This window comes from Rufibacter ruber (assembly GCF_014138425.1).
In the GTDB taxonomy this organism is placed as follows: Bacteria; Bacteroidota; Bacteroidia; order Cytophagales; family Hymenobacteraceae; genus Nibribacter; species Nibribacter ruber_C.
The window spans coordinates 136,842-162,982 of record NZ_JACJIQ010000002.1; the positions used below are offsets into that span (position 1 = coordinate 136,842).

Genomic DNA, 26,141 nt, shown 5'->3' on the forward strand with positions numbered 1-26,141 from the left:
TTCTGAAAACAGGCCAAAAACACGGGAGCATTTATCCACAGGGGCTATTTCTATTGCAGCGTACGGCCTCTGAACAGCAGAAAGCCTACGTGGCCAAAGACAGACCAGCGGTGTACTCTGTTGTCATAATGAATGACATGAAGGGCGGCGGGGCCAATGGGGAGCTGCATGATGATGCCAGAGCTGGCAGTGAGGTAGGGCCGGCTGAAGGTAGAACTTCTAACCGCTTGCTGCAGCTCGCCTTCTTTCCAGGGCTGGTGCAGAACGTGGGTGAACACCTCAGTGCGCCATTCAAACCTTGTCCAGAAGGTGTTAGAGTACCGCAGACCGGCGGCGGCGTAACGGGGGGCGCGGTAATTGTCTAAGAAAAGCGTTCTGGAGTCTGGCAGCGGCAGAAAAGTGGGGGCCGTGGTGAGGGAAGACCTATAATTGGAAAACTTGCCCTGGGTGCTGACCATTCCTTCAAAGAAGTAGCCCCAGCTTCTCTTGTCATTCCCAGACGGGAAATAGCCTTCATACGTGGCCGAAAACTGGAGCCACTGGTGGTCTGCCTCTCTGGTGTCTGTGGCGAGGGCGGTAGAGCCGGGGCGGTACAGTTCAGACCCCTTTACCCCTCTAAGGCCCAGCACGGCCCGGTGCCCCTTGGTGGAATACATCTTCCGGTTGAGGGAGTTGCGCTCAAACCGGACGGCTGCTGTGAGGCCACTTAAATCTGTCTCATCCAGCCGGTCAGCTGATGAAACATTCTCCATGTTGGCATACTGGTCTTCATTGGAGAACCACGCCCCATCCAGCACAAACCGGCTCCTGAAGTTATGGCTAATGCCCGCTTGCAAGCCCACCTTGAAGTCCCTGAGGCGCACCTGCGTGCTGGCGGCCACCCCGCGGTCTAGAAAATCATTGGTGTCCTGGTAGTTCAGGCTCTGGTACATCACAGAAGGCTCCACATAGAAAGGCAGCCGTGCCGGCACGTTTACCCGCAGGCCAAACTGGCCTGCAGAATAAAACCGGCCTATGTTGGCATTGGCACCCACGGTGTACAGAAGCCGGTTGAGGTAACGGTACTCCAGCCCCAGGTAGAGGTTGTCTACCGGGCGGGTGCTGAACACGGCACCCACCTCTGCGGTGGCATTGTTGCTTTGGCGGGCATCAACGCTCAACACGTAGCCCCCGGCAGCACTGTCATAGTTGATGCGCGGGTAAATACTCCTGAAAAAGTCATTGGCGGCCAGCCGGTAGTAGCCCTCTTCAATCTCATCAATGGTGTAGTTTTTCCCCTGCTTGAGAAAAAATTTGCTTACATAGTCATTCTGACTTTCTTTGAGCCCCTGCACCTGCACGCGTACAAATTTGGGGGTAGGGGCCTTCTCCCTAAAATTATGCCGCCGTTTCTCCAGCTGCACTGAGTCTGCTTTTCTGGCGATGCGCTGTTGCAGCTGGGGGAGTTTTTCTTCTGTGGTCTTCACGCCAATGTCTATCAGCTCTTTTACCCGGGCAAAGTCAGTGGTGGCATAGCCTTCCAGGTCAGGTTGGATCAAAACGCCGCCAGGGCCAACGGCGGTGGTGTCTGCCACGTCAAAGCTCAGGAAAATGAGCGAGGAGCCCAGAATCTCATCATCTTTCTCATGCGGGTATTTCTTAAAAGAGACATCGCCCACGTTCACGCCAATGATCACATCTGGTTTGAACTCCTTCCGCATCACGTCTGTGGGGAAGTTGTTGAAAAGGCCGCCGTCAAAAAGGTAACGCCCGTCTGCCTGCCTGATGGGCCGGAACGCCAGCGGAACCGCCATGGAGTTTCTGACGGCGTCTGCCAGGGAGCCGCTGCGCTGCACAATCTGCTGGCGGGTAAAGATTTCGGCGGTAAGCGCTCTGAACGGCACAAACAGGTTGTCAAAATTATATCGGGCAATGGCACTGCCGGCAGACAGGGTAGAGGCCAGGGCATAGTTCAGGTTCACGTCATTGATCAGGCCCCGGCTGGTCTGCACCTTAACTTTTGACTTAAGCACAAGCGGTAACCTCAGGGCTGCCGGGGAGGGGTCCAGGCTGAAGTAGTTGAACGCATGGTCTTCCAGCTGCCGGCCAGACACCCAGTACTGGAACCTGGGCGACAGCACCAGTTCTTCAATGTCTTCTGGGGAGTAGCCCGCTGAGTACAGAGCTCCCACCACGGCCCCCATACTGGTCCCCACAATGTAATCAATGGGAATCTGGTTTTTCTCCAGCACCTTGAGCACCCCCACGTGAGCCAGCCCTTTGGCGCCCCCTCCGCTTAAGACCAGGCCTACTTTTTGGGCAGGGGCCATGCCGGTACACAGGAGCACCAGGGCCAGAGGGAACCAGAAGAAAGAACGGTTGTGACGCATATAGGTAGCAATTTGAACTTCAGGTAAGAAAAGCAGTGCGCCGCTTCACCCCATGACGCCTTCCTAAGGAAGGTGTACGTGCGGCCGAATATAGAAGATTGAACATACTTTACCTGCATTACCCATCTGCTCCAGAAAAGTTTTGCTTTTCAGGGTCTTCTGGGGGAAAGAAGGAAGAATATTCTGCTGTGTAGGAAAGCGGCCAATAAAAGGGAACGTTTTAGGGCTGTTTTCCAAAAAACAGCTCTAAAACAGAACGTTGGCGTTGCGGCTATTTTCCCTGGAGCGGTACAATCCAGGAAGCAGGGGTGAAGGGCCGCCACGGCACGGCCGCCAGGTTTACGGTAGAGTCTACCAAAGGCTGGGAGGGTCTTAGGTTCAGGCTGGCCTGCGCATGCACGTATACCTCTACCTGTTGATATCCTCTGGCTTTGAAGTCACGGGCCAGGTACTGGCTGAACTGCCAGAGCAGGTCTGGGTAGGCGGCAAGTTTACGGGCCTGCTTGGGGGTGAGGTGTGCAGCGGGTTCTACCCAAAACGTGTGGCCGTCTGCCACCACCTTGAAGTTGGCCTCACCAGATTTGCTCCGGAGCATCATGTGCCAGGCCATGCGGTGCCCTTCTTCGGTCCAGTTAGGGTTGCCCGGAAACCAGAAATGGCGCAGCGGGAGCAGAACCTGGAAAACGAAGTAGACGCCCAAGAGCACCAGCAGCGCCTTTTCCCGCCAAGAGACAGGTAGCCGAGGGGTAAACTCTTCAGGCGTAACGGCCGGTTTCCTCCGGAGGAACATGCGCCGAACGCTTTCCGGCTCAAAGAAGAAAAGGCAAAGGGCCAGCGCCAGAAACGGGAAAATGCCAATGTGGAAAACCGCCTCGTTAAACCCATGAAAGAAGACGGCCACCGCAAAGGCAAACACACGGGTGCGGCGCCAGAGCAGGAGCGGCGTGATCAACAGGTCAAACGCCAGGCCACCGTACACCACCAGTTGTTGAAACCATGGCTCCTGCAAGAGCGGGCCAATCAGCCAGAAATGGGCTTTGCCCGAAAACCAGATCTTGATGGGAATGCCCGCCAGCCAGTCGGCATCTAACTTGGCCACCCCCGCATAGGTGTACACCATGCCCATCTGCGCCACAAAAATAAGCAGGCACCAGCGGGGGCAGGTGTACGCTTTTAAAGCGGGTTTCCGTCTGGCGTCTAAAGAGGCGTAGGCATGGGCGGGCACCAGCAGCATCTGGAAGCACAGCAGCAAGAGCAGGTAGTAGTGGTTGTTGTAGCTGATTTTCTGCATGAGGTAGCTGGCCCACCACATCAGGGTGAAAAGGGTCAGGCTGGCGCGGTAGTAAAAGCCCACCATCACCAGCAGCCCCAGCGCCGCCATCACCGCATAATAGTAGTACATGCCACTGCCCGGCAGCGGCGTGAGCCACTCAAAACCAATGAACGGAAAATGCCACTTAGGCTCCACCAGGTTCTGGCGCACCCAGCCCGTGGCAATGGCCCCTGCCGTCTCCAGAAACAGCAACAGCCCGAAGCACCACCTGAACACCACCAGCGGCGCATTTTCTACCGGCTGCCAGAGCCAGTTCAGGAAAGAGCGTTCTGCCGGTGGGTAAGTAGAGGTGGTGAGCATGCGTAATATTACTTAAGACAGCTGAAACAGTTGAACCAAAGTTTTATCTACGGTGCAAAGAAAGAAACAGACGCAGCACCAGACCGCTTAGCTAGTAGTTGTAAAGCTGCATAGGGTTTACCTTTTAGTCCCTGGCAAAAGCGCCGGTTTGTGCCTTGTAAGATAGCTTTTGCGTTTCTGGGCTGTTTTTGTGAAAGTAGACCCAAACCGTGGACACAGGCAGGCGCTTGCGCCAGTGGCATCTTCTAAAGTTACCCTTCTGTTTAAACAGAAACAGCCCGGCTGCTTTCACAACCGGGCTGTTTCTGGGCTGTTTTCGCAAAAACAGCCTAAAAACGCTACCTGATGGGCTTTGGCATAATAGGAAGGCTCTCGTGGCCTTCTGCGTCAACGGCCTGCACGGCAAAGAAGTAGTTGTCTTTGGAGTAGGGCAGGGTAGTGGTGGTGCCTTCCACGTAGATTTTCTTTTCCCACATGGGTGAAGCCGTTTCCCGCATCAGGATGTAGTAACCCGCCGGTTTTTCGCCTTTGGTGGGGGCTTTCCAGCGCAGTTCGGTCTGGTTGGTGAGGTTGCTGGTGACAACGCCTACTTCCTCTGGCGAGGCTGGGGCCAGGGCCAGGTTGGCCAAGGTGGCCAGGTTCAGGGTGGTGTTCTTGCGCAGGTACTCAAAATCTACGTGCTCGGGGAAATCGCCGTAGGCGATGCCGTTCTCAGTGCGTACGTTCTGGTGCTGGTACTGGTAATTTTCATTCATCTCGCAGACGCGCACGGCAGTAAAACCGGCCTGGCTGAACGGGGTATGGTCGCCGCCGCGCAGGAAACGGTCTGTGCGGTAGTTCAGCACCACGTCTAGCTGCGGCACGTACCGGGTGCCCATCTCTTTCATGTAGCGGGCCAGTTGGCGGCTGCGGCTGTCGTTTTCGCCGCCGGTGCTTTTGCGCCATGCCGCCATTTCTGGGGTTTCCAGGGCGGGTACGCCTTCAGAGAAGATGCGCACGCGGGTGTTGTCATGGAGCCTGGTCTCATCTGAGTACGAATTGCCAATCATGTCATTGTTGAGCATGGCCACCAGGTTCCAGTTCTCTTTCCTGGCGCGTTCGGCCAGATGCTTGGCTCCGTAAAGCCCCTGTTCCTCGCCCTGCACGCAGACAAAGATGATGGTGGCGGGAAATGTCTGTCTGGCCATGACGCGCGCCAGTTCAATCACGGCGGCGGTGCCAGAGCCGTCATCATTGGCGCCGGGGGCTTTGCCGGTGGCATCCATCACGTCTGTGTTGCGGCTGTCTATGTGGCCGCTCACTATAAACACGCGGTCATCATTGGGGTCAGTGCCTTTGAGGGTGGCCATCACGTTGGCCATCTCCACGTCCTGCGGAATGCGGCGGCCATCTGCTTTCACGGTATACCTGTCCTGGGTCACGGTCATGCGGCCGTTAGCGGTGGCGGCGGCTTTCTCCAGCTCTGCCTGCGCCCAGTTGCGGGCGGCCCCAATGCCTTTCTTTTTGTCTTTGGTGCTGCTGAGCGAGTGGCGGGTCTCAAAGCTGACCAGGCCGCGCACCAGCCGCTCCAGTTCCTGCGCGCTCACCTGCCGGGTAAGGTTCTGGATGGTGGGGTCAGCCTTTACAAGTACCTGGGCGTGCAAGGAGGGCGTAAAGAAGAAAATGCCCAAAGCGGCCACGCCGGCCCGGGCGAAAGAGGAGATACTGGTCATGTCTGGGTTGTGTGGTAAGGGTGGTCTTCTATTCGGTAATTTCCGTATTATTCCGCAGAAATCCATACTACCTTTGCCGCAACTTGGGCAGCGGGCCGTTTTGGGGCTGTTTTTCTGAAAACAGGCCCAAAACGGGAAAATGTTCTCCGTGGAACAATTTCAGCAGAAGCAACGCGCTCAGGGGTTAGTACGTTTTACACAAACCACCAACCGCAGAAACTATGAGTCAACCAATCTCAGGGGGCCGGGAGTTCTTAGATAGTGTGCACTACTACTATGACCAGGCTGCCCAACATTCTCAGCTCCACCCGGGCATTCTGGCGCAGATCAAGATTTGCAACAGCGTGTACAAAGTGAATTTCCCGGTGGAAGTGGACGGCCAGATCCATGTGTTTGAAGGGATCAGGGCGCAGCACAGCCACCACAAGCTGCCCACCAAGGGCGGTATACGCTACAGTATGCACGTAGACGAAGACGAGGTAGTGGCCCTGGCTACGCTCATGACCTTTAAATGCGCCGTGGTAGATGTGCCCTTCGGCGGTGCCAAAGGCGGGGTGAAGATCAACCCCCGCACCTCTTCAGACGAGATGCTGGAGAAAGTGACCCGCCGCTTCGCAAGTGAGCTGATCAAGAAGAACCTGATTGGCCCCGCCATGGACGTGCCCGCGCCCGACTACGGAACCGGCTCCCGTGAAATGGCCTGGATTGCAGATACCTACCATACTTTTAAATATGGCGAAACCAACGCGCTGGGCTGCGTAACCGGTAAACCGGTGGGCCAAGGCGGGATCAGAGGCCGGACCGAGGCTACCGGTCTGGGGGTGTTCTACGGCATCAGAGAGACCTTGGAAGATACAGAGTTGATCAAGCCGCTGGGCCTTTCCTCTGGTATTGAAGGCAAACGCTTCATTGTGCAGGGGCTGGGTAACGTGGGCTACCACGCCGCCCACTACTGCCAGGCCGCCGGGGCCATCATTACCGGTATTGCCGAGCGCGAAGGCGGTCTTTTCAACCCAGACGGTATGGATGTGGAGGCGGTGTTCAAGTTCCGGCAGCAGAACGGCACCCTGAAAGGCTATGAAGGCTGCGTGTTCCTGGAAAGCTCTGCTGAACTGCTGGAGCATGAGTGTGATGTACTGCTGCCCGCCGCCCTGGAGAACCAGATTCACGGCGAAAATGCCGCCCGCATCAAAGCCAAGATCATTGCCGAAGGGGCCAACGGACCTGTGACGCAGGAGGCGGAGCGTATTCTGCTGGAGCGCGGCATTATCATAATCCCAGACTTGTACCTGAACGCGGGCGGGGTGACCGTTTCATATTTTGAGTGGCTGAAGAACCTGTCTAACGTCCGTTTTGGGCGTATGGGCAAACGTGCCGAAGAGGCCAGCCTGAAGCGGTTGGTGAACACTATTGAGAAAACCACTGGCAAAACCCTCTCTGCTGAGGAGAAACTGCTGATCATTCACGGCGCTGATGAGCGCGACCTGGTGTACTCCGGCCTGGAAGACACCATGATCACCGCCTATCACCAGATACGCGAGGTGATGAAGCAAGTCCCTAACATCAAGGACCTGCGTACCGCCGGTTTCTACAGTGCCATTGAGAAGATTGGCGTGAGTTACCAGTCGTTGGGTATTTTTCCGTGATCTGGTCACTTTGTTCAGCATTTGCATAGAACCTGTTTTGGGGCTGTTTTTCAGAAAACAGCCCCAAAACGGGTTTTCTTTTTTGAGGTCTCTGCACCTTCTCAGGCTGTCCTGGGGGTAGGAGGGGAACTAGCGGCTTTCTCCAGCATTAAAGGCTAGAAAGATCTGTTCTGTTTTTGGCCTGTTTTCCTGGAAACAGGCCAAAAACAGAGGGAACGCCTTTTCGCGCAGAATGCTAAGTTTGAATAGGGCAGGTTAGAGATAGCCACTAGTCACAGAATTTACTTTGGCAGCTGCGGTGGGAATGTGTGGTCAGGGGTTGCCTTGGCTGCCGCTGCAGTGGTAGTGCGTAATCTGCTGTTCCTCTGGCTGGACGGCTGAATGCCGTGCCTCACTGATTGAAGCTTCTCTTTGCTGCTGTTAGCATGCGTCGTCTTGGTTTCCACTTGAGGCTGGGTTGACTGAGGCTGCCTTTGCTGGTGGAATGCGTAGTTTCCTGGTCAGTGCTGTTGGATGCAGGGCCTCACTGGATCAGATGTTTCATTTTTGCCGCTGCAGCCTGTAGCAATGCGTAATCTGCTGTTCCCTTGGCTGGGCTGCTGTGCGGTAGTCTGTTGTTCCCCTTGGCGGTGGCACTTGCTGCTGCAGAAAGGTGTAGTCTGCTGTTCCCTTGGCTGGTCTGCTGTTGACAGTGCCTCACGAGCTGTATTGTTTCATCTTTTCCGGTAAGCGCTCACGGCCGCGGGGCCCCGTCCTGGCGGTGAGCACTGCTGTTAAAACTAGGCCCTCCGGCCTTGCCGCTGGTGCGGCACCGTAGTAACAGAGGCGCTCACCCCCAGGACTGGTTTGGGTTCCTCTCCTGCTACTTTCTTACTTGCTCTGTCTGTTTCAGTAGGTAACTACTGCTGTTCCGCTAGCCTGAGTCGAGCCCGTGCTACGCACATCAGCCAGGGCAGGTGCACCTTCAGTTAGAGGAGTGGCGTTTTCAGCCTGTTTTCCGGAAAACAGGCCAGAAACGCAAAGGCGGTTTTCTTACACCTCCGTTCCCCTAATCCAATCTTAGGAACCTGTATCTGCCATGGCGGCAGTCTGCAGCGGCCAGGAGGCTGCCGCCTCACATTACCTCTGCCTCTATAGCTTCTCTATGGCCCTATATGGCGCGGAAGTTACTTCCGTGCCTTCTAACTCCAGCTGATACTCCCGCGCTGGCGCGAGTCCCCAGACTCGTGCCTACAGATGATGGGCGGTCTCTGGCTGCCCTCGCGGCACGGCAGCGAGACCAGGCATTGCGGCTTCATTCCGGCTGAATTCCCTAAGATGAAAAGAAAGGACTCAGGACTCAGAACTCACCTCGATATTCCCCCTTTGAAGGGGGCGAAGGGGGATGTTTACACAGGAGGACACGCATTCCTGATCAATTCCCTTGTTACCACATATAGTTGAGTCCTACCCGGTATCACGCTCTTCCGGATTTGCAATCCGGAAGCTGGTACACGGGGATTTGCAATCCACGCGGCGGCACGTTTGATCTGCAGGGGCCGCAGATTACAAATTCGCAAGTAAATAGGTCCGGGATGGCAAATCCCGGGCAGCCGAGATTTAAGAGGCAGGGCCTATCGCATATGCCCCACGCATACCAGATCATTCCCCTCCCGGGAGGGGTAGGGGTGGGTTCCAGGGCGGTCTGCCCCCACAGTGCCACCTGCTCCAAAGACCTGATAATGCGCGCAGCTCCTGCGGGCGTCTGCGCCAACTTCTGTTTTCGGGCTACTTTTCCCTAAACAGCCCGAAAACAGAAAGGAGAGGTGAGATTTCATTGGGAGAAAGTGTAATTTACCGGAGGCGGTGGCTACTAATACTGAAACCTTTACCCAATACGGTGGAAAATCCGGCCTTACGTGCAGAATTTGTCAAGCTCATTGCCCAGGACCAGGCGCTGATCCATAAGGTGTGCAGCATGTACTGCCGGGACCCGGAGGAGCGGAAGGACCTGTTTCAGGAGATTGTACTGCAACTCTGGCGGTCCTATCCTACGTTTAAGCACGAGTCTAAGGTGAGCACCTGGATGTACCGGGTGGCCCTGAATACCGCCGTATCTAGTTTTAGAAAGGAAAGCCGCCGTCCGCATTACGGTTCCCTCTCAGATACAGACCTGCAGATTCCGGCTGCACCAGACACCTCTGCCGAATACGAGTTGAAAATCAAGTACCTCTACGCTGCCATTGACCAGCTGAGCCAGGTGGAGAAGGCTATTGTAATGCTGTACCTGGAGGATAAATCATATGATGAGATGGCCGAGATCATTGGTATTACCAAATCAAACGTAGGCGTGAAGTTGAACCGCATCAAAGCGAAGCTAGAGAAAATCCTAACCCCGGTGTATGATGAAATTAGATAACCTCAAAGACGCATGGAAGCAGTACGCTGCCCAAGCCGCCGCCGTACACCAGGTTACTGAGGATCAGATCTCAGGCTTGATGAAAGCCCGTACAGAAAATGCGGTGACCAAACTCAAGAAGAACATTTATTTTGAACTGGGCGTGCAACTGCTCACGGTTGTGCTCTTTGGCATTGGGGCGGTGGTGGTGCAGGGAGATGAGGTGATGAAAGCCCTGTGCGTGATGATCATGGTGATCTGTTTGCCGTTTTTAGGGTATTTCTGGGCGCGCCTGCAGCATCTTCGGCAGTTGAACGTGACCACTGCCAACCTGCGCGCCACCCTGCGCAACTTGACAGAGATGCTCACCGGGCTCATCAAACTGTATTTCTGGACCAACATGCTCTTAGCGCCCCTGGGGCTGGTGGCAGGGCAGTTGGTGATTCTGAAGCTCGCCTACGGCATCAATATTTCCCATCTGCCGTGGGAGCAGATGTACCTTCGCCTGATGGTGGGCTTTGTGATTGGGGCCGTGGTAGGGTATCTGTTCCTGAAGTGGTACATCCGGAAGATGTTTGGGAACCACCTGAAAACCTTGAAGGGGGCCTACTGTGAGTTGGAGAGTTTGGAGATAGCAGCGTAACCAGAGGAATTCTTCTGCGCTTTTAGAACCTGTTTTGGGGCTGTTTTCTGGAAAACAGCCCCAAAACAGGTTTTTCTTTTTCAGTAACGGACCCTTAGGTAGTTCCTGTTGCTGCGGCTGTAGGCAGTAGTATGGAATTCAGGAAAGTACGGCATTGTCTTCATCTTACTGCTGCAACGGCAGTGCCGCACGTGCTGGCTTTTCAGTTGCTGCGGCTGCTTCTAGCTGGAATACGGGGTGGTGGTTCCCTTGACGGGGCCAATTGAGGCCGCCTTTGTTGTTGGGGAGCATGGTGTGCTGTTGCATAGGCTGAGTTTTTTGATGCTGAGTTTGGTGACTGCCAGTTGCCACTGCCACGGCAATGCCTAGTTTGCTGCTCCCTTGGCTGGGCTGTTTGCTGCAGTGCTTACTGGCGGTATTGTTTCATCTTTACCGGTAAGCGCTCACGGCCGCGGGGCCCCGTCCTGGGGGTGAGCACTGCTGTTAAAACTACGCCTTTGGCGTTGCCTTCGGCACCGTATAACAGAGGCGCTCACCCCCAGGACTGGTTTGGGTTCCTCTCCTGATCAGCCTCACTGATTATATCTGTTCCAGTAGGTAACCACAGCTGTTCCGCTAGCCTGAGGCGATCCCGTGCTGCGCACATCAGTCAGAGCAGAAGTGCTAAAAAGGAGTACCACTAGCAGAAGTGTTGATTGTTGTTTGTTTGCTTACTTATTGCTGCTTTTTTGCCGCTTTCTCTGGTTCAAGTTTCCAACTTGGACCTATGGTGGCGGCAGTCTGCAGCGGCCAGGAGGCAAAGCCTCACATTACCTCTGCCCTCTATAGCTCCTCTATGGCGCGGAAGTTACTTCCGTGCCTTCTAACGCCACCAGATACTCCCGCGCTGGCACGGGTCCCCAGACTCGTGCCTACAGCTGACGGGCGGTCTCTGGCTGCCCTCGCGGCACGGCAGCGAGACCAGGCATTGCGGCTTCATTCCGGCTGAATTCCCTAAGATGAAAAGAAAGGACTCAGGACTCAGGACTCAGAACTCACTCCGATACTCCCCCTTTGAAGGGGGCGAAGGGGGATGTTGACACAGGAGGACACGCATTCCAGATCATTCCCCTCCCGGGAGGGGGTAGGGGTGAGCTTTACGCATGGCTGAACTCCCCGCGGTTTCCCGCCAGGCTGGAGAATCGCCCTATCCCAGGGCACGAGGTCTGGAGTCTCGCGCCAGTTCCATCTTCCAACCATCAGCCAAGAACCACCAGTTAATCGCTCCACAGACCCCATACCCTCCGGAGAACCTGCGGGCGGGCGGGGCAACTTCCGTTTTCGGGCTGTTTTTATGAAAACAGCCCGAAAACGGAAGTATATGTCTTTGGTGGTGGGTGGGGAAACTTACGCCCATTGACTTTCCAGTTGAAAAACATGGCCAAAGCTGTAATATTTAGGGAGTTTGGGAGACTAACAGGGAAACAGCCATTCTAAACAAACAACCTTTACCCTCATGATTAAACTATTACTTTCCCACCAATGGAAAGAGGCCACCAGGTCCAGCGTATGGCAGAAGAATCTGGCCGTTAACCTGGTGCTGGGTTTCTTTATGCTCCTCATGCTGCTGTACGTGGTCCTGTTGAGCCTGTTCCTTGACAAGATTCTGGAAGAACTAATGCCAGATAAAAATCCGGTAACGGTGGTGAACAGTGCGTTGCTGTATTACTTCCTGATTGATCTGGCGCTTCGGTTCTTCATGCAGGAGTTGCCGGTGCTGGGCATTCAGCCGTACCTGCACCTGCCGGTGGGCAAAGGCAAACTGGTACACTTCGTCCTGTGGAAATCTATCACCAGCCTCTTCAATTTCCTGCCGCTGATGCTGTTCATCCCGTTCGCGCTGAAGGTGCTGCCAGAGGTGTATGGGGTTGGCGGAGCCTGGCTGTGGGTGCTGGGGCTGTTCCTGATCACCTTGGCCAACAACTTCCTGACCCTGTACTTTAAGCGCCAGCTGGTGGAAAAACCCTTGGTAACGGTAGGCTTTCTACTGGCCGTAGTAGCCTTGGCCCTGGTAGATTATCTGGGCTATATATCGTTAGGGGCAGCCTCAGGCGTGTTTTTCAATGCGTTGGGAATGCAACCCGTGTGGATAATTCTCCCGTTGGTGCTGCTGGTGGTGGTGTATCTGGTGAACTACAAGTTCATGATAGAACATACTTACCCAGAGGAAATGCGGGTACGCAAAGCCGCTAAAGTAGGAGACTCTAAGGAGATAGGTTTCCTGCAGCAGTTTGGCGAGGTGGGTGCCTTGATGGGCATGGAACTCAAACTGATCATGCGCCACAAACGCACAAAGTCAACCGTCACCATGTCTATCTTCTTCCTGGCGTATGGCTTTATCTTCTACACCAACAAGATCTACACAGACGGTTTTGCCATGCTTATCTTCCCAGGTATCTTCATGACGGGCTTTATGATGATGAGCTACGGTCAGTTTGTGCCGGGCTGGCAGAGTGCGCATTTTGACGCCCTGCTGACCAAGCGTCTGAGTCCGTACACGTTCTACCTGAGCAAGTTCTGGATGTTTGTGCCCACCTGCGTGGCCGCCTATATCGTTACGCTGCTCTATGGGTTTATGCCGGAGGTAGGAGGCAAGATAGTCGCCATCAATACGGCCTGCTTCCTGTACAACATTGGCATGAACACCTTCGTGATCCTGTATATGAGTACCTTCAACAAAAAACGCATAGACCTGAGCAAGAGCGCTTCCTTCAACTGGCAGGGGGTGGGGGCCTCCCAGTTTATCATGATGCTCCCGGCGTTAGTGCTGCCTATCCTGATTTACCTGCCCTTCGGGCTGATGGGCAACCCCTGGTGGGGAATTGCCGCCCTGGGCGTGTTTGGGATTATAGGGTTCCTGCTGCACAGGCAACTGCTGGGCATTGTGGTGAAGCGTTTCCAGCAACAGAAATATGCCATTGCCGCTGGTTTCCGGCAGGTATAGCCCTGTTGATAAGTTTGCTATCAGTCAGAAAAAATAAATTGTTAACAACCGTATAAGCTATTTACCTGGAAAAGCTTGTGCCTAAAATATAAAAGTGATGATAGAAGTACGTGACCTTCAAAAAAGCTACAACGGGGTAACCGTGGTGAACATTCCGGCCCTAACGGTACAGAAAGGCGAAACCGTTGGCCTGGTAGGCAACAACGGCGCCGGTAAGACCACCTTCTTCCGGATGATTCTGGACCTGATCAGGCCTTCTAAAGGCGAAGTGTTCAGCAGAGGCGAAAACGTGCGCAGCACTGAAGACTGGAAACACTACACCGGCTCCCACCTAGATGAGGGCTTTCTCATTGATTTTCTCACGCCAGAGGAGTACTTCACCTTCATTGGCAAGTTGCACGGCCTCTCAACCGGAGATGTGCAGGCGTTTCTGGACAGCTTCAAAGACTTTTTCAACGGTGAGATCCTGGAGCAGCGCAAGTACATCAGAGACTTCTCCAAAGGAAACCAGAAGAAGGTGGGCGTGGCGGCGGCCGTCATGTCTAACCCAGAGCTACTGATCTTAGATGAGCCGTTTGCCAACCTGGACCCCAGCTCCCAGATCAGGTTGAAGAACCTGTTGAAAAACCTCAAGAGCCAAGGCATGACCATGCTCATCTCCAGCCATGACCTTAGCCACGTGATTGAAGTCTGTGACCGCATTGTGCTGCTGGAGAAAGGCAAGGTGGTAGAAGACATGCAAACCAATGAAACCACGCTTCAGCAGCTGGAAAGCTATTTTACAGTTTAGTTATCCACAGCGGGAGCACAGGTAAAAAGGAGCGTAGCTCAACCTTTCTGCTGCCACAGCTGCCCTTGCGTCTCTTCTGTTTTAAGGCTACTTTTCAGAAAATAGCATTAAAACAGAAGAGACGTTTTATATTCACGGCACAGCAAGCGGAGTAAGAACACCGTACCATGAAAACGATTGGCTTGATTGGGGGAATGTCCTGGCAAAGTTCAGACACCTACTATCAGATCATTAACCGGAAGGTGAAAGAAACCCTGGGGGGCGTACACTCCTGCCGCTCCCTCATGTACTCCGTTGACTTTGCTGAAATTGCTGAGCTGCAACACAAAGGTGACTGGGAGGCGCTTGGCGTTATACTGGTAGACGCGGCCAGAAAGCTGGAGCGCGGCGGTGCCGATTTCCTTGTCCTCTGCACCAACACCCTGCATAAGCTGGCCGAAGAGATTGAGCAAAGCACCCCGCTGCCGTTTCTGCACATTGCTGATGCCACGGCCCATGAAATTCACCGCCAGGGGCATACCACGGTGGGGTTGCTGGGGACCAGGTTCACCATGGAGCAGGACTTTCTGCGCAGGCGGTTTCTGGAGCACCACCACATCAGCACCATCATTCCGTCAGAGAGGGCCCGGGAGAGAATACACGCCATTATCTTTGAGGAACTGGTGAAGGGAATCCTGAAGGAAAGCTCCCGGCAGGAATACCTTCAGATCATGGAGGAGGTGCTGCACCAAGGGGCGCAGGGTATTATACTGGGCTGCACTGAAATTGGGTTGTTAATAAGGCCACAAGACACAGCGGCCATCCTGTATGATTCAGCCCAGCTGCATGCAGAGCGGGCCGTGGAGGTGGCGCTTTCCTGAGACCTGTTTTTGGCCTGTTTTCCCAAAAACAGCCAGAAAACGCTGCACCGTCCTGTGCGTATAGAACAGCACACACAACCAAATGGACTCACTGACCCATGCCGCAATAGGTGCCTGTCTGGGCGAAGCGCTGCTTTCTAAAAAGGTAGGCAGGCGGGCGCTGCTGTGGGGGGCGCTGGCCCAGAATTTACCAGACATAGACACCGTGGCTGCGCTCTGGCTGCCGCCGCACCAAAACCTGCTGGTACACCGGGGCATCACCCATTCCTTTCTGCTGGCGCTGATCATGGCGGTATTGCTGACCTTGGTGGCGGGCAGATGGCACCAGAAACGGCAGATCCCGTGGCCGCAGTTTTTCCTGTTCTTTCTGCTTCAGCTGCTGGTGCATGACCTGCTGGATGCGTGCAACGCGTACGGTACGGGGTTGCTGCTGCCGTTCAGTAGCGAGCGCTTTTCATTTCACCTGCTCTACGTGGCAGACCCGCTCTTTAGTTTGTGGCCTTGCCTGGGAGCCCTGGCTTTGCTGCTATTTAGAAAAGCGTCTTCTGGCCATAGGCTGAAGTGGGCGCTGTGGGGCCTGGTGCCTGCAGGCTTGTACTTAGGGTATGCCGTTTTCAACAGGCAGCAGGTGCAGAGCCACCTGGAGGCGTCTCTCAGGCACAGGCAGCTAAAGGCGGCCAGCTATTTTGTGACCCCCACTCCCTTTAACAACTGGCTGTGGTACGCGGTGGTGGCTACAGATACAGGGTATTACATTGGCTACCGCTCTGTGTTCTGGCCAGCCGCTACTAAAACCGTTTTGCGGTTTTATCCACAGCAGGAGAAGCTGCTAACCCCTGTGGATAACCCAGGCGAACTCCAGGATCTACGGCAGTTTGCGAGCGGGTTCTATACCGTAGAACGCTGGAATGACACGTTGGTGTTGAATGTGCTCCGGTTTGGGCAGATGCTGGGGTGGCAGGAGGAGAAAGCCCGTTTCACGTTCCACTACTTTCTGCAACCCGCGCGCGCTGACAACCGCCTGGTCATGCAGCGCGGCAGAATGCGGGGCTGGAACTGGGAGACCCTGCACGCCATGGGCCGGTTGATATTTGTAGCCCCTGAGCAGAAGTTCCTTCGGCGGGAGCCGGAAAAATAAAGGAACAGCGTGCGCGGTAGAAAACCAGCTCAAAGCCGTGCTGTTTGCAGCAGACAAAACCGGTATGCCTCTGGTTTGGGTAAAACAGCCTGGGGGCAAAGGGTACTGTAAAGGCATTTCCCACTGAATCTTTATTATTGCACTTGAAAATACTTGAACAAAGACGCGTGTGGCAGAACTGCTGAAAAGTCTGGAGAACATTGACTGGCTACTGGTCTGGAACATAGTCTATATTCCGGTGCTGGTGGCGGTTTGCCTGCGTATTGTCTATGACACCGGCTCTACGGCTAAAACGCTGGCCTACCTGCTGCTGGCTATTTTTGTGCCGGTGGCGGGTATTGTGATTTACTTCTCCTTCGGGATCAACTATAAGAAGCGGAAGCTGTACTCCAAAAAGCTGGTGGAAGACGAGCTGTTCATTCAGCGGCTGGAGGAGCGGGTGCACGCCTATTCACAGGAAGTGCTGGCGGGGAGTAACCCTACCGTGCAGCGGTACCGCGAACTGGTGAACCTGCTGCTGCATGACGGCCTGAGCCCGTTGACCGGAAGAAACCAGGTAACCCTGCTGCTGAACGGCGAGGAGAAGTTCCCGGCGGTGCTGCAGGCGCTCCGGGAGGCCCGGCACCACATCCATCTGGAGTATTACATCCTGGACAACGACCAGATTGGAAACCAGATCAAGGAGATTCTCATGCAGAAGGCGCGGGAGGGGGTGCAGGTGCGGTTTATCTATGATGATTACGGCAGCCGCTCCATCCGGCGGAAATACGTGGCTGAGCTGAGGGCGGCGGGGGTAGAGGCGTACCCGTTTCACAAGGTGCTCTTCTGGCTGCTGGCCAACCGGCTCAACTACCGCAACCACCGCAAGATCATCATCATAGACGCCCAAACCGCGTTTGTAGGCGGGATCAACGTGGCTGACCGCTACATTAACCGGCCAGAAGACCCCAACCGCCTGTTCTGGCGCGACACCCACCTGCGCATAGACGGCCCCGGCATTTACTACCTGCAGTACCTGTTTTTCTGCGACTGGAACTTTGCCTCTGGCCAGCACCTGCACCCAGAGGAGCACTACTTCATTGCCCAGCCGCACCCTGTCGGCCATTCCCTGGTGCAGATAGCCGCCAGCGGGCCAGACTCGCCCAGGCCCACCATTGTGTTCTCATTGCTGCAGGCGTTTTACCTGGCCCAGAAGGAGATTCTGGTGACCACCCCGTACTTTATTCCCGGTGAAGGCATTCTGCAGGCACTCACGGTGGCAGCCCTGGGCGGCGTGAAGGTAAAGCTGCTGGTGCCGGGCATCTCAGACTCAGCGCTGGTGAACGCGGCGGCCTGGTCTTACTATGATGACATGCTGCACGCGGGCGTTGAAATTTATTTGTACCAGAAAGGCTTCATCCACTCCAAAACGGTGGTCATTGACGGTGCCGTGAGCATGGTGGGCACTGCCAACATGGACAACCGCAGCTTTGAGCTTAACTTTGAAGTCAACGCCGTGGTCTATGATGAAGCCATTTCAAAGCAGCTAAGAGATGTCTTCTATGCAGACCTGCGGCAGGCCGAAAAAATCAATCTCCGGGAATGGCGCCAGCGCCCCCGGCTCAAGCAGTTCTTTGAGAAGCTGGCCCGGCTGCTCTCGCCGCTGCTGTAGAAGATGAGCCTTTCTCTCCTGCCCAGCCAGGCTGTTTTGGGGCTGTTTTTCAGAAAACAGGCTAAGAGCTTGTTTAAATTTTGATTTTGCAAGCGAAAACGGGGAGCGAAAGGTTCTTCTATAGCGGTTTCTTGAGCAGCATACGCCCCGCTACAGTGCGAGAAAAAGGCAAAGTTAGGTTCTTTTGATACCCGTTTGCAGCGCGAAAGACAAATTTAAACATGCTCTAAAAACAGCCTACAGCTCAAATGCCAGCTGGCACCGTTGCCCCAGCAGCGTAGAGAGGTTCTGCTGTAGCTCCAGTTGGGTTTTGACGGCTTTGAACTCCTGCTCTGAGCGCGCCTTTATTTCTTTGCGTTGCAGGGCTTCCATAAACCGGCGCACATCTTCTGGCGTCTCCAGGGTCAGGCCGGGTACTTTGGTGGGTGCATCATCTTCGCCTTTGGCCACCATGGTGAAATAAGAGGTGTTGGTGTGCTTCACAAAACCGGATTTCACATTCTCTGCAATCACCTTAATGCCCACCAGCAGAGACGTTTTGCCCACGTAATTCACAGAGGCCATGAGGCTTACCAGCTCGCCCACCTCTACCGGCTGCAGAAAGTTCACCCCGTCTACAGAAACCGTCACGCAGTAATTGCCCGCGTGTTTGGCGGCGCAGGCATAGGCCACTTTGTCCATGAGCGAGAGCAGGATGCCCCCGTGAATCTTGCCCCCAAAGTTGGCATAACTGGGAATCATGAGTTCCGTGAGGGTGGTGCGGGAGTGGGAGACGGGGCGGTAGATGTCTGGTTCAGGAATGGTTTTTTGCATGTCTGTTTTGGCGCTGTTTTCCTAAAAGTAGGTCAAAAACAGGAATTTTCTGGTTAGGCGGGACAAATTGTGGCGGCTGGTCTACCTCAACTCAACAGGATCAGGTTGTGAAGGAGGTAAAAATTCACTAGCTTGTGCAATCGTTTGCGCAAGCCAACTTCCTTTAAAATGAAAAGATTCGTTTCCCCCAGTTGCTTTCTGCTCTTTTGCTGCTTCCTTTTATCCGCAAGGGCGCAGCCGAAACAAAACCTTCTGAAACTCTGGTACACGCAGCCCGCCGCCAACTGGAACGAGGCGCTGCCGCTGGGCAACGGGCGCATAGGGGCCATGGTGTTCGGCGGAGCCGCACAGGAGCAGCTGCAGCTGAACGAGGAGACGGTGTGGGCGGGCGAGCCGGGCAACAACCTCAACACCGAGCTGTTCACCGCCCTGCCGGAGATTAGAAAACTGATTTTTGCCAACCAACACAAAGAGGCGCAGGCGCTGGCGCTGGAGAAATTACCGCGGCAGGCACCCGCCAACAGCAACTACGGCATGCCGTACCAGCCCGTGGGCGACCTGTTCCTTTCTTTCCCCGGACACCAGAACGCCACCACCTATTCCCGTGACCTGGACATAGGCCAGGCCGTGGCCACGGTGACGTACAGCGTGAACGGCGTGAACTTCCGCCGTGAGATGTTCACCTCTTTCTCAGACGAAGTGCTCATCATTCGGCTCACCGCCGATAAACCCAGGAGCATCACCTGCACCCTGCGCACCAGTAGCCCGCATAAAGTTCAGCAGGTGCAGACGCAGGGGCAGCAGTTGATTCTCTCCGGCACCTCCGGCAATGTGGACAACAAGAAAGGGAAAGTGCGGTTCCAGGCACGGGTGCAGCCTAAGGTGAAGGGCGGTAAAGTGTCGGCCACGGCCGATGCCCTGCAAATAACGAACGCAGACGAGGCGGTGATTTACGTGTCTATGGCCACCAACTTCAAGAACTACCAGGACCTGTCTGGCGACGAGGCCGCCAAAGCTGCCAGCTTTCTGAACAAGGCGCTCAAAAAGAAGTACGCCAAGGCCAAGTCTGCGCACATAAAACACTACCAGAACTACTTTAACCGGGTGTCACTGGATTTAGGCACCACCGCGGCCGCCCAGAAACCCATCAATGTTCGGCTCGCCGCGTTCAGCAAAGTCAACGACCCGCAGCTGGTGGCGCTGTATTTCCAGTTTGGGCGGTACCTGCTCATCTCCAGTTCCCAACCCGGCACCCAGCCCGCCAACCTGCAGGGCATCTGGAACGACAAGCTCAGCCCCAGCTGGGACAGCAAGTACACGGTGAACATCAACACTGAGATGAACTACTGGCCCGCTGAGGTCACTCAGCTGCCCGAAATGCACCAGCCGCTGTTCCAGATGGTGAAAGACCTGTCTGAGACGGGGCGGGAGAGCGCCCGCAAAATGTACGGCGCCCGCGGCTGGAACATGCACCACAACACAGATATCTGGCGGTTCACCGGCCCCATTGACGGCGCGTTTTACGGCCTCTGGCCCATGGGCGGGGCCTGGCTCACGCAGCACCTCTGGCAGCACTACCTGTACACCGGAGACAAGCAGTTCCTGAAGCAGTATTACCCGGTGCTGAAAGGGGCGGCCCAATTCTACGCAGATGTGCTGCAGGAGGAGCCCACCAATAAATGGCTGGTGGTGGTGCCGTCTATGTCACCAGAGAACAAGCACCAGAGCGGCGTTTCTATCGCCGCAGGCACCACCATGGACAACCAACTGGTGTTTGACGTGTTCTCCAACGCCCTGCGGGCCGCCGCCATTCTGAACCTTGACAAAAGCTTTGCCGATACGCTCCGGCAGCTGCGCGACCGCCTCCCGCCCATGCAGGTGGGGCAGCACGGGCAGCTGCAGGAGTGGCTGCAGGACTGGGACCGCAAAGAAGACCAACACCGCCACGTGTCGCACCTGTACGGGCTGTTCCCCAGTAACCAGATCTCGCCATTTTCCAATCCGGAGCTGTTCCAGGCCGCCAGAACCACCCTGGTGCACCGCGGCGACAAATCTACGGGCTGGTCAATGGGCTGGAAAGTGAACCTCTGGGCCCGCCTGCTAGACGGCAACCGCGCCTACAAACTCATTGCCGACCAACTCACGCCCGCCCAGAACGCTGAGAAAGGCGAAAGCGGCGGCACCTACCCCAACCTGTTTGACGCGCACCCGCCCTTCCAGATAGACGGTAACTTCGGGTGCACCTCCGGCATAGCCGAAATGCTGTTACAGAGCCATGACGGGGCGCTGCACCTGCTGCCCGCCCTGCCAGACCAGTGGCCCAGCGGCGGGGTAAAAGGATTGGTCGCCCGTGGCGGCTTTGTGGTAGACCTGCGCTGGGAAAACCATAAAGTCACGTCACTCACCATTCATTCCAAACTAGGCGGCACCTGCAGGCTGCGCGCAGGCAATGCTTTGGCTCTCAGCGGAAAAGGAACCCTCAAACCAGCGCAAGGCGAGAACCCAAATCCGTTCTACCAGGCACCGGGCATCAAGCAGCCCTTGGTTTCGGCCAAGGCCGAAGCTGGGAATGTGAACCTGCCCCACACGCAGTTGTTAGACATGGAAACGAAGGCGGGCCAGACGTACACTTTCAAAGCGTTGTAGCTGTAGTAAAGTTGTTGAACAGAAGTATCTATAGATGTTTCGCCTCTCTGTCAGTCTGAAAGGATGACAAAAGGATAGAGTTGTTTTTGTCTTTTTACTTAGTTGCGGCGCTAGTTGCGCTAACGCAAGAATGGTAGCTTTGCGGCCACTGCCACCGCTCAAGAGAAAGACCCATGCCAAGAATTGACGCCCACCAGCACTTCTGGAAATTCAACCCAGCCCGGGAATCCTGGGTTACGGAAGACATGGCTGTGATACGGCGGGATTTTCTGCCCCAGGAGCTGCAACCGCTGCTGCAGGAGCACGGGTTTGACGGTTGCGTGCTGGTGCAGACCGCGCAGCCCGAGCACGAGAACGAGATTCTGCTGGAGTGGGCGCGGGCGCATGAGTGCATCAAAGGCGTGGTGGGCTGGGTAGACTTCTTTGCGGCAGATATTGAAGAGCGGCTTTCCAGGTTGAGCCAGCACCCAAAGCTAAAAGGGTTCAGGTACGTGCTGCAAGGCGCCGAGGACAAGGCGCTCATGCTCCAGCCCGCTTTCCAGCACGGCATTGCGCAGCTGCGGCGGTACGGGTTTTCTTATGATATCTTGATTTACCCAGACCAGCTGGCCTACACCGCAGAATTAACGGCGGCCTTCCCAGACCAGCCCTTCGTGCTCAACCATTTGGCCAAGCCAGACATCAAAGGCGGTGATTTCCAGACCTGGCGAAAGGCCATGAAAGCCTTCGCGGCGCAGGAGAACGTGTGCTGCAAAGTGTCTGGGCTGGTGACGCAGGCTGACTGGCAAAACTGGCAGAAACGTGATTTCACGCCGTACCTGGATACGCTGGCCGAGGTCTTCGGGCCGAAGCGGCTGTTGTTTGGCTCTGACTGGCCGGTGTGTCTGGTGGCGGCTTCTTACGCAGAGGTGCTGGGCCTTGTGCAGGAGTATTTCTCCCCGTTCAGCCCACAGGAGCAGGAATTGGTTTTCGGCGGCAACGCCGTGGCCTTTTATAAGCTGTGATGTCTGTTTTGGGGCTGTTTTCAGAAAAACAGGCCGAAAACAGAAAGTGCTACTTCTCTTTGCCCACGCGCGCGTTGATTTCCTGGAGCAGCTCCAGCTGTATCTGCTGAATCTGGAGCAGGCGCTGGCCCTGCTGCATGAGCAGGTGGTCTATTTTCTCGTGCAGCTGCCGTATCTCCAGCTCGGCTTTGAGGTTCACCTGGTAGTCGTGCTCGGCGCGCAGGCGGTCTTTTTCTTCTTGCCGGTTCTGGCTCATCATGATCACGGGGGCCTGCAGCGCGGCAATGCAGGACAAGATGAGGTTGAGCAGAATGAACGGGTAGGGGTCAAATGCCCGCCCGAAGAAGGCCAGAATGTTCACCAGCATCCAGAGCACCAGAAAGCCCAGGAACAGGAGAATGAAATTCCAGCTTCCGCCAAAGGTGGCGATGCGGTCTGCCACGCGCTCCCCAAACGTGAGTTGCTCAGTGTACTCGGTCTGCACGTTGCGGGAAAGCAGCTCGTTCTGCGAGATGCTGCTCACCACCTCTTTCTCCAGCTGGGAGAGTTCGCCGTACTCCTGCTGCAGCACATCCTCCACAAAATCAGTGCGGTAGCGGTTCAGCGCCTCCAGCGAGATGTAGCCGGTGGGGTCCCAGTGGGGGTGCTGCTGTTTGATGAGCTGGACAATGGGTTCACGCACGGCGTTGGCCGGCATGAGCTGGCTCAGGGGGAGGGATTTGCCGGTAATTTGGCAAACGGCGCCAGGGAAAGCGTCTGTGGGCATAGGGCGTTTTGGGGCTGTTTTGGGAAAAGTAGGCCAAAAACAGCATTTCTCAAAGGGCTACAGGAACACCACGTCGTCAATCACTTTATCACCCATCTCTGTGTTGATGAGGGTGATGACTTTGGTTTTGGCCATGTTGAGCTCGTGCTTGAGCGGGGCCGAAGACAGGCGCACAAACAGCTTGCGGTTGCGTACAAACACTTCCTGCGTCTTAAGCGAGATGGCCTTGCCCATGATTTTCTCCCAGGAGCTCACCAGCTGCACCTCACTGAGCTTCCCGTTCAGTTTGTACGCCTTCAGCATGGCTTCAATGCTGTCTTTCAAGCTGATGGTATCAGCTTTGCGCATGAACGGACTTCTGGGGTTGAGCGGACGCAGGGACATAGTTTTATTGGGCGAAGGAGTGACGGCGTGAAGGAGCGAATACTAATTCTACAGCGCTAAATTACAGTATTTGCTATACGCAAACCGGGTTTAAGGCAGATGAATTTATCCACCTGGTTTTCCCCCAGTTCTGCACATTTTGGCAAAATGCGTTTTCGGCCTGTTTTTCAGAAAGAAGGCCAGAAACAGGCGATATTCTCTCGTAGCGGCGTTACGCGTAACGCCGTGGCTCTCGTAGCAGCATAATCTCTATTCCTGATAAACGCGCCTTTGAAATTAGAAATCCTTTTGCCCAGGAGGAAATTGTTCACAAAAAGGGCGGTTTTGTTTCATGGGACCACGTCGTTACGCGTAACGACGCTACAGGTCGTCATCAATCGTCTCTGCTTTCCCCTCCGTAATCCGGAACCGCCTGATGTTATTGGAAAGCGGCTGCAGAATGGCGTCTGTGCGCTCCAGGTGCGTGTCTGTCAAAAAGATCTGCCCGAAGGTGTTGTTGGCCACCAGTTGCATGAGCTGCTCAATGCGCTTCTGGTCCAGGCGGTCAAAAATGTCATCTAAGAGCAGCAGTGGTTTCTGTCCGTTTTTCTGGGCCAGCACCTCAAACTGCGCCAGCTTGAGGGCAATCACGTAGCTTTTCTGCTGCCCCTGTGAGCCAAAGTTCTTCACGCTCTTGCCGTCCATGAGAAACACAAAGTCATCTTTGTGCGGGCCCACGGTGGTGCGCTGCAGCAAGAGGTCTTTGCGCTGGCTCTGGTCCAGCAGGTAGGCATAATTCTGCCTAGTGAGCTGGCTCTGGTAATCTAAGGTCACCACCTCAGAGGAGCCGGATAAGTGTTGGTAATGCCGCTGGAAAACAGGTTCAAAGGCAGCCAGGAAAGTAGCGCGTCTGATGCCTAGTTCGGTGCCCAGCGGCATGAGCTGCTCATCCAGCACCTGCAGGTATTCCTTGTCAACGTACTGCTTCTCATAGAACTGCTTGAGCAGCGAGTTGCGCTGTTTCAAAACATAATTGTACTGGATGAGCAAGTCCAGATAACTGTGGTCCAGCTGGGCCATGAGAGAGTCAAAGAACTTGCGGCGGTCTTCGCTGCCCTCCCTGATCAAATCTGTGTCATACGGCGAGATCAACACCACCGGAAACTTGCCCACATGCTCGCTCACCCGCTCATACGGGGCCTTGTTGAGCGTGATAATCTTTTTCTGCCCCGCCTTCAGGTAACACTGCACCGCGCTCACTTTCTCGTCAGATTTGAACCGGCCGCGCACAATAAAATAGTCTTCGCCCTCTTTGATGTTCTGCAAATCACTGGAGGTGAAGGCGCTTTTGGTGAGGGAGAGGTAGTGAATGGCGTCCAGCAGGTTGGTTTTGCCGCTGCCGTTGTTGCCAATGAAACAGTTGATGTGCGCAGAAAAAGGCAGGGTGGCCTCCTCGTAGTTCTTGAAGTGCAGCACGTGTAGATTTTCGAGGAGCATGAACTTGTTTCCAGATTTTTACTTAATTTCGCGTGTTATAACACCTTACGGAAGAAAAAATAGTCTACTCAACCGGAGTAGCCCGTTTTTCAAAGTAATGTGACTTGATCAACCCTTACGAATAACAGACACACGTTATGGCGGACGCGAAAGCAGCGAAGAAGACAAAGGTAAAAGGTGCCCCTGCATTTTCAAAAGAGACCTACCTGCGTTGGTATGAGATGATGCAGCTCATGCGCAAGTTTGAGGAGAAAGCCGGCCAGTTATATGGCCAACAGAAAATAAAAGGTTTCTGCCACCTGTACATTGGGCAGGAAGCGTGTGCGGCCGGTGCCATCACCGCCCTCACCAAAGATGACAAATGGATCACCGCCTACCGTGACCACGCGCACCCGCTGGGGTTGGGCACGTCACCCAACGCGGTCATGGCAGAGCTGTTTGCCAAAGCCACCGGTTGCTCTAAAGGCAAAGGCGGCTCTATGCACATCTTTGACAAAGAGGTGAACTTTGTAGGCGGCCACGGCATTGTGGGCGGCCAGGTTCCGCTGGGGGCCGGTTTGGCGTTTGCCGAGAAATACAACAACACCGGCAACCTGTGCATCTGCTACATGGGTGACGGTGCCGTGCGCCAGGGGGCGTTGCATGAGGCCTTCAACATGGCCATGCTCTGGAAACTGCCCGTGATTTTTGTGGTAGAGAACAACGGGTACGCCATGGGAACCTCGGTGCAGCGTACGTCTAACGTGACCGAGCTGTACAAACTGGGCCTGAGCTATGACATGCCGTCTGAGCCGGTAAACGCCATGCGCTGCGAAGACGTGCATGAGGCCGTAGCCCGCGCCGCAGAGCGTGCCCGTGCCGGCGAGGGACCTACCTTCCTGGAGTTCAGAACGTACCGTTACAAAGGCCACTCCATGTCTGACCCGGCTAAGTACCGCACCAAAGAGGAGCTGGAAAACTACCGGAACCAGGACCCCATTGAGAGCGTGCGTTTCACCATTCTGGAGAACCAATTCGCCACTGAGCAGGAACTGGAGGAGATTGATAACAAGATCAAGGCGCAGGTACAGGAGTCAGTAGAGTTTGCAGAAAACTCGCCGTACCCAGAGCCATCTGAATTATATACAGATATTTACGTAGAGAAAGACTATCCGTACGTGATGGTGTAAAAAGACCGCCGCGCGGGAACGCTCCCACAAGATTTGGGGTTGAACGGGCAGGGCTTTTTATTGGAGCAGTATTCAAATTTA

18 protein-coding genes are annotated in these 26,141 nt (G+C 55.1%); 11 read left to right on the forward strand and 7 right to left on the reverse strand.

The window, feature by feature from the left end; translation table 11 throughout:
• Positions 1-50: 50 nt before the first annotated feature.
• The 3 genes from FHS90_RS03165 to FHS90_RS03175 all read right to left on the reverse strand — a co-directional run bounded on the left by FHS90_RS03165 (position 51) and on the right by FHS90_RS03175 (position 5,714).
• Complete coding sequence (locus tag FHS90_RS03165) at positions 51-2,369, reverse strand: patatin-like phospholipase family protein (protein WP_182511715.1); 2,319 nt, start codon at positions 2,367-2,369, stop codon at positions 51-53.
• Between the two features lie 271 nt (positions 2,370-2,640).
• Positions 2,641-4,002: an HTTM domain-containing protein gene (locus tag FHS90_RS03170; protein ID WP_182511717.1), complete on the reverse strand. Its 1,362-nt coding sequence runs from the start codon at positions 4,000-4,002 to the stop codon at positions 2,641-2,643.
• Between the two features lie 338 nt (positions 4,003-4,340).
• The gene (locus FHS90_RS03175; RefSeq protein WP_182511719.1) at positions 4,341-5,714 is read right to left on the reverse strand and encodes a M20/M25/M40 family metallo-hydrolase; all 1,374 of its coding nucleotides are present in this window, start codon (positions 5,712-5,714) and stop codon (positions 4,341-4,343) included.
• Between the two features lie 221 nt (positions 5,715-5,935).
• Between FHS90_RS03175 and FHS90_RS03180 the strand changes: the two genes are divergently transcribed.
• From FHS90_RS03180 to cls, 8 genes are all read left to right on the forward strand, one after another.
• The gene (locus FHS90_RS03180; RefSeq protein WP_066834498.1) at positions 5,936-7,360 is read left to right on the forward strand and encodes a Glu/Leu/Phe/Val family dehydrogenase; all 1,425 of its coding nucleotides are present in this window, start codon (positions 5,936-5,938) and stop codon (positions 7,358-7,360) included.
• Positions 7,361-9,239: 1,879 nt separating this feature from the next.
• Complete coding sequence (locus FHS90_RS03185) at positions 9,240-9,758, forward strand: RNA polymerase sigma factor (protein ID WP_066834499.1); 519 nt, start codon at positions 9,240-9,242, stop codon at positions 9,756-9,758.
• The gene (locus FHS90_RS03190) at positions 9,742-10,380 is read left to right on the forward strand and encodes a magnesium transporter CorA family protein (RefSeq protein ID WP_153042698.1); all 639 of its coding nucleotides are present in this window, start codon (positions 9,742-9,744) and stop codon (positions 10,378-10,380) included. Before FHS90_RS03185 ends, FHS90_RS03190 begins: the two co-directional genes overlap by 17 nt.
• A gap of 1,495 nt (positions 10,381-11,875) precedes the next feature.
• The gene (locus FHS90_RS03195; RefSeq protein WP_066832636.1) at positions 11,876-13,363 is read left to right on the forward strand and encodes a DUF5687 family protein; all 1,488 of its coding nucleotides are present in this window, start codon (positions 11,876-11,878) and stop codon (positions 13,361-13,363) included.
• Between the two features lie 97 nt (positions 13,364-13,460).
• Complete coding sequence (locus tag FHS90_RS03200; RefSeq protein WP_182512006.1) at positions 13,461-14,153, forward strand: ABC transporter ATP-binding protein; 693 nt, start codon at positions 13,461-13,463, stop codon at positions 14,151-14,153.
• Between the two features lie 167 nt (positions 14,154-14,320).
• Positions 14,321-15,013 (forward strand): aspartate/glutamate racemase family protein, encoded by a 693-nt coding sequence (locus FHS90_RS03205; protein WP_182511722.1) that lies wholly within the window; start codon positions 14,321-14,323, stop codon positions 15,011-15,013.
• Between the two features lie 82 nt (positions 15,014-15,095).
• A complete protein-coding gene (locus FHS90_RS03210) occupies positions 15,096-16,151 on the forward strand; it encodes a metal-dependent hydrolase (RefSeq protein ID WP_066832624.1) in 1,056 nt (351 codons plus the stop codon).
• A gap of 169 nt (positions 16,152-16,320) precedes the next feature.
• The gene (gene cls, locus FHS90_RS03215) at positions 16,321-17,802 is read left to right on the forward strand and encodes a cardiolipin synthase (protein ID WP_343049562.1); all 1,482 of its coding nucleotides are present in this window, start codon (positions 16,321-16,323) and stop codon (positions 17,800-17,802) included.
• A gap of 237 nt (positions 17,803-18,039) precedes the next feature.
• Here the strand turns inward: cls and FHS90_RS03220 are convergent, their stop codons facing one another.
• Complete coding sequence (locus FHS90_RS03220; RefSeq protein WP_182511724.1) at positions 18,040-18,615, reverse strand: acyl-CoA thioesterase; 576 nt, start codon at positions 18,613-18,615, stop codon at positions 18,040-18,042.
• A 168-nt stretch (positions 18,616-18,783) separates the two neighbouring features.
• Between FHS90_RS03220 and FHS90_RS03225 the strand changes: the two genes are divergently transcribed.
• Positions 18,784-21,261 carry a glycoside hydrolase family 95 protein gene (locus FHS90_RS03225; RefSeq protein ID WP_182511726.1) on the forward strand — a complete coding sequence of 826 codons (2,478 nt, stop codon included), beginning with the start codon at positions 18,784-18,786 and terminating at the stop codon, positions 21,259-21,261.
• Positions 21,262-21,434: 173 nt separating this feature from the next.
• Positions 21,435-22,265 carry an amidohydrolase family protein gene (locus FHS90_RS03230; protein WP_182511728.1) on the forward strand — a complete coding sequence of 277 codons (831 nt, stop codon included), beginning with the start codon at positions 21,435-21,437 and terminating at the stop codon, positions 22,263-22,265.
• A 49-nt stretch (positions 22,266-22,314) separates the two neighbouring features.
• On the opposite strand, the gene FHS90_RS03235 is transcribed toward FHS90_RS03230, so the two are convergent.
• From FHS90_RS03235 to recF, 3 genes are all read right to left on the reverse strand, one after another.
• The gene (locus tag FHS90_RS03235; RefSeq protein WP_066832613.1) at positions 22,315-23,031 is read right to left on the reverse strand and encodes a DUF1003 domain-containing protein; all 717 of its coding nucleotides are present in this window, start codon (positions 23,029-23,031) and stop codon (positions 22,315-22,317) included.
• 57 nt (positions 23,032-23,088) lie between these two features.
• Complete coding sequence (locus FHS90_RS03240; protein ID WP_182511729.1) at positions 23,089-23,415, reverse strand: DciA family protein; 327 nt, start codon at positions 23,413-23,415, stop codon at positions 23,089-23,091.
• A 360-nt stretch (positions 23,416-23,775) separates the two neighbouring features.
• Positions 23,776-24,891 (reverse strand): DNA replication/repair protein RecF, encoded by a 1,116-nt coding sequence (recF, locus tag FHS90_RS03245; RefSeq protein WP_182511731.1) that lies wholly within the window; start codon positions 24,889-24,891, stop codon positions 23,776-23,778.
• A gap of 137 nt (positions 24,892-25,028) precedes the next feature.
• Between recF and pdhA the strand changes: the two genes are divergently transcribed.
• Complete coding sequence (pdhA, locus tag FHS90_RS03250; RefSeq protein ID WP_066832609.1) at positions 25,029-26,060, forward strand: pyruvate dehydrogenase (acetyl-transferring) E1 component subunit alpha; 1,032 nt, start codon at positions 25,029-25,031, stop codon at positions 26,058-26,060.
• The last annotated feature ends 81 nt before the right edge of the window (positions 26,061-26,141 follow it).

What these genes read in the sequence shown, in the direction of transcription:
- FHS90_RS03170 (WP_182511717.1), bottom strand. Translation starts at nt 4,002, where the DNA reads ATGCTCACCACCTCTACTTACCCACCGGCAGAACGCTCTTTCCTGAAC.
- FHS90_RS03180 (WP_066834498.1), top strand. Translation starts at nt 5,936, where the DNA reads ATGAGTCAACCAATCTCAGGGGGCCGGGAGTTCTTAGATAGTGTGCAC.
- FHS90_RS03205 (WP_182511722.1), top strand. Translation starts at nt 14,321, where the DNA reads ATGAAAACGATTGGCTTGATTGGGGGAATGTCCTGGCAAAGTTCAGAC.
- FHS90_RS03195 (WP_066832636.1), top strand. Translation starts at nt 11,876, where the DNA reads ATGATTAAACTATTACTTTCCCACCAATGGAAAGAGGCCACCAGGTCC.
- FHS90_RS03225 (WP_182511726.1), top strand. Translation starts at nt 18,784, where the DNA reads ATGAAAAGATTCGTTTCCCCCAGTTGCTTTCTGCTCTTTTGCTGCTTC.
- FHS90_RS03235 (WP_066832613.1), bottom strand. Translation starts at nt 23,031, where the DNA reads ATGCCCACAGACGCTTTCCCTGGCGCCGTTTGCCAAATTACCGGCAAA.
- FHS90_RS03230 (WP_182511728.1), top strand. Translation starts at nt 21,435, where the DNA reads ATGCCAAGAATTGACGCCCACCAGCACTTCTGGAAATTCAACCCAGCC.
- FHS90_RS03200 (WP_182512006.1), top strand. Translation starts at nt 13,461, where the DNA reads ATGATAGAAGTACGTGACCTTCAAAAAAGCTACAACGGGGTAACCGTG.
- FHS90_RS03220 (WP_182511724.1), bottom strand. Translation starts at nt 18,615, where the DNA reads ATGCAAAAAACCATTCCTGAACCAGACATCTACCGCCCCGTCTCCCAC.
- FHS90_RS03165 (WP_182511715.1), bottom strand. Translation starts at nt 2,369, where the DNA reads ATGCGTCACAACCGTTCTTTCTTCTGGTTCCCTCTGGCCCTGGTGCTC.
- recF (WP_182511731.1), bottom strand. Translation starts at nt 24,891, where the DNA reads ATGCTCCTCGAAAATCTACACGTGCTGCACTTCAAGAACTACGAGGAG.
- FHS90_RS03175 (WP_182511719.1), bottom strand. Translation starts at nt 5,714, where the DNA reads ATGACCAGTATCTCCTCTTTCGCCCGGGCCGGCGTGGCCGCTTTGGGC.
- FHS90_RS03210 (WP_066832624.1), top strand. Translation starts at nt 15,096, where the DNA reads ATGGACTCACTGACCCATGCCGCAATAGGTGCCTGTCTGGGCGAAGCG.
- pdhA (WP_066832609.1), top strand. Translation starts at nt 25,029, where the DNA reads ATGGCGGACGCGAAAGCAGCGAAGAAGACAAAGGTAAAAGGTGCCCCT.
- FHS90_RS03190 (WP_153042698.1), top strand. Translation starts at nt 9,742, where the DNA reads ATGATGAAATTAGATAACCTCAAAGACGCATGGAAGCAGTACGCTGCC.
- FHS90_RS03240 (WP_182511729.1), bottom strand. Translation starts at nt 23,415, where the DNA reads ATGTCCCTGCGTCCGCTCAACCCCAGAAGTCCGTTCATGCGCAAAGCT.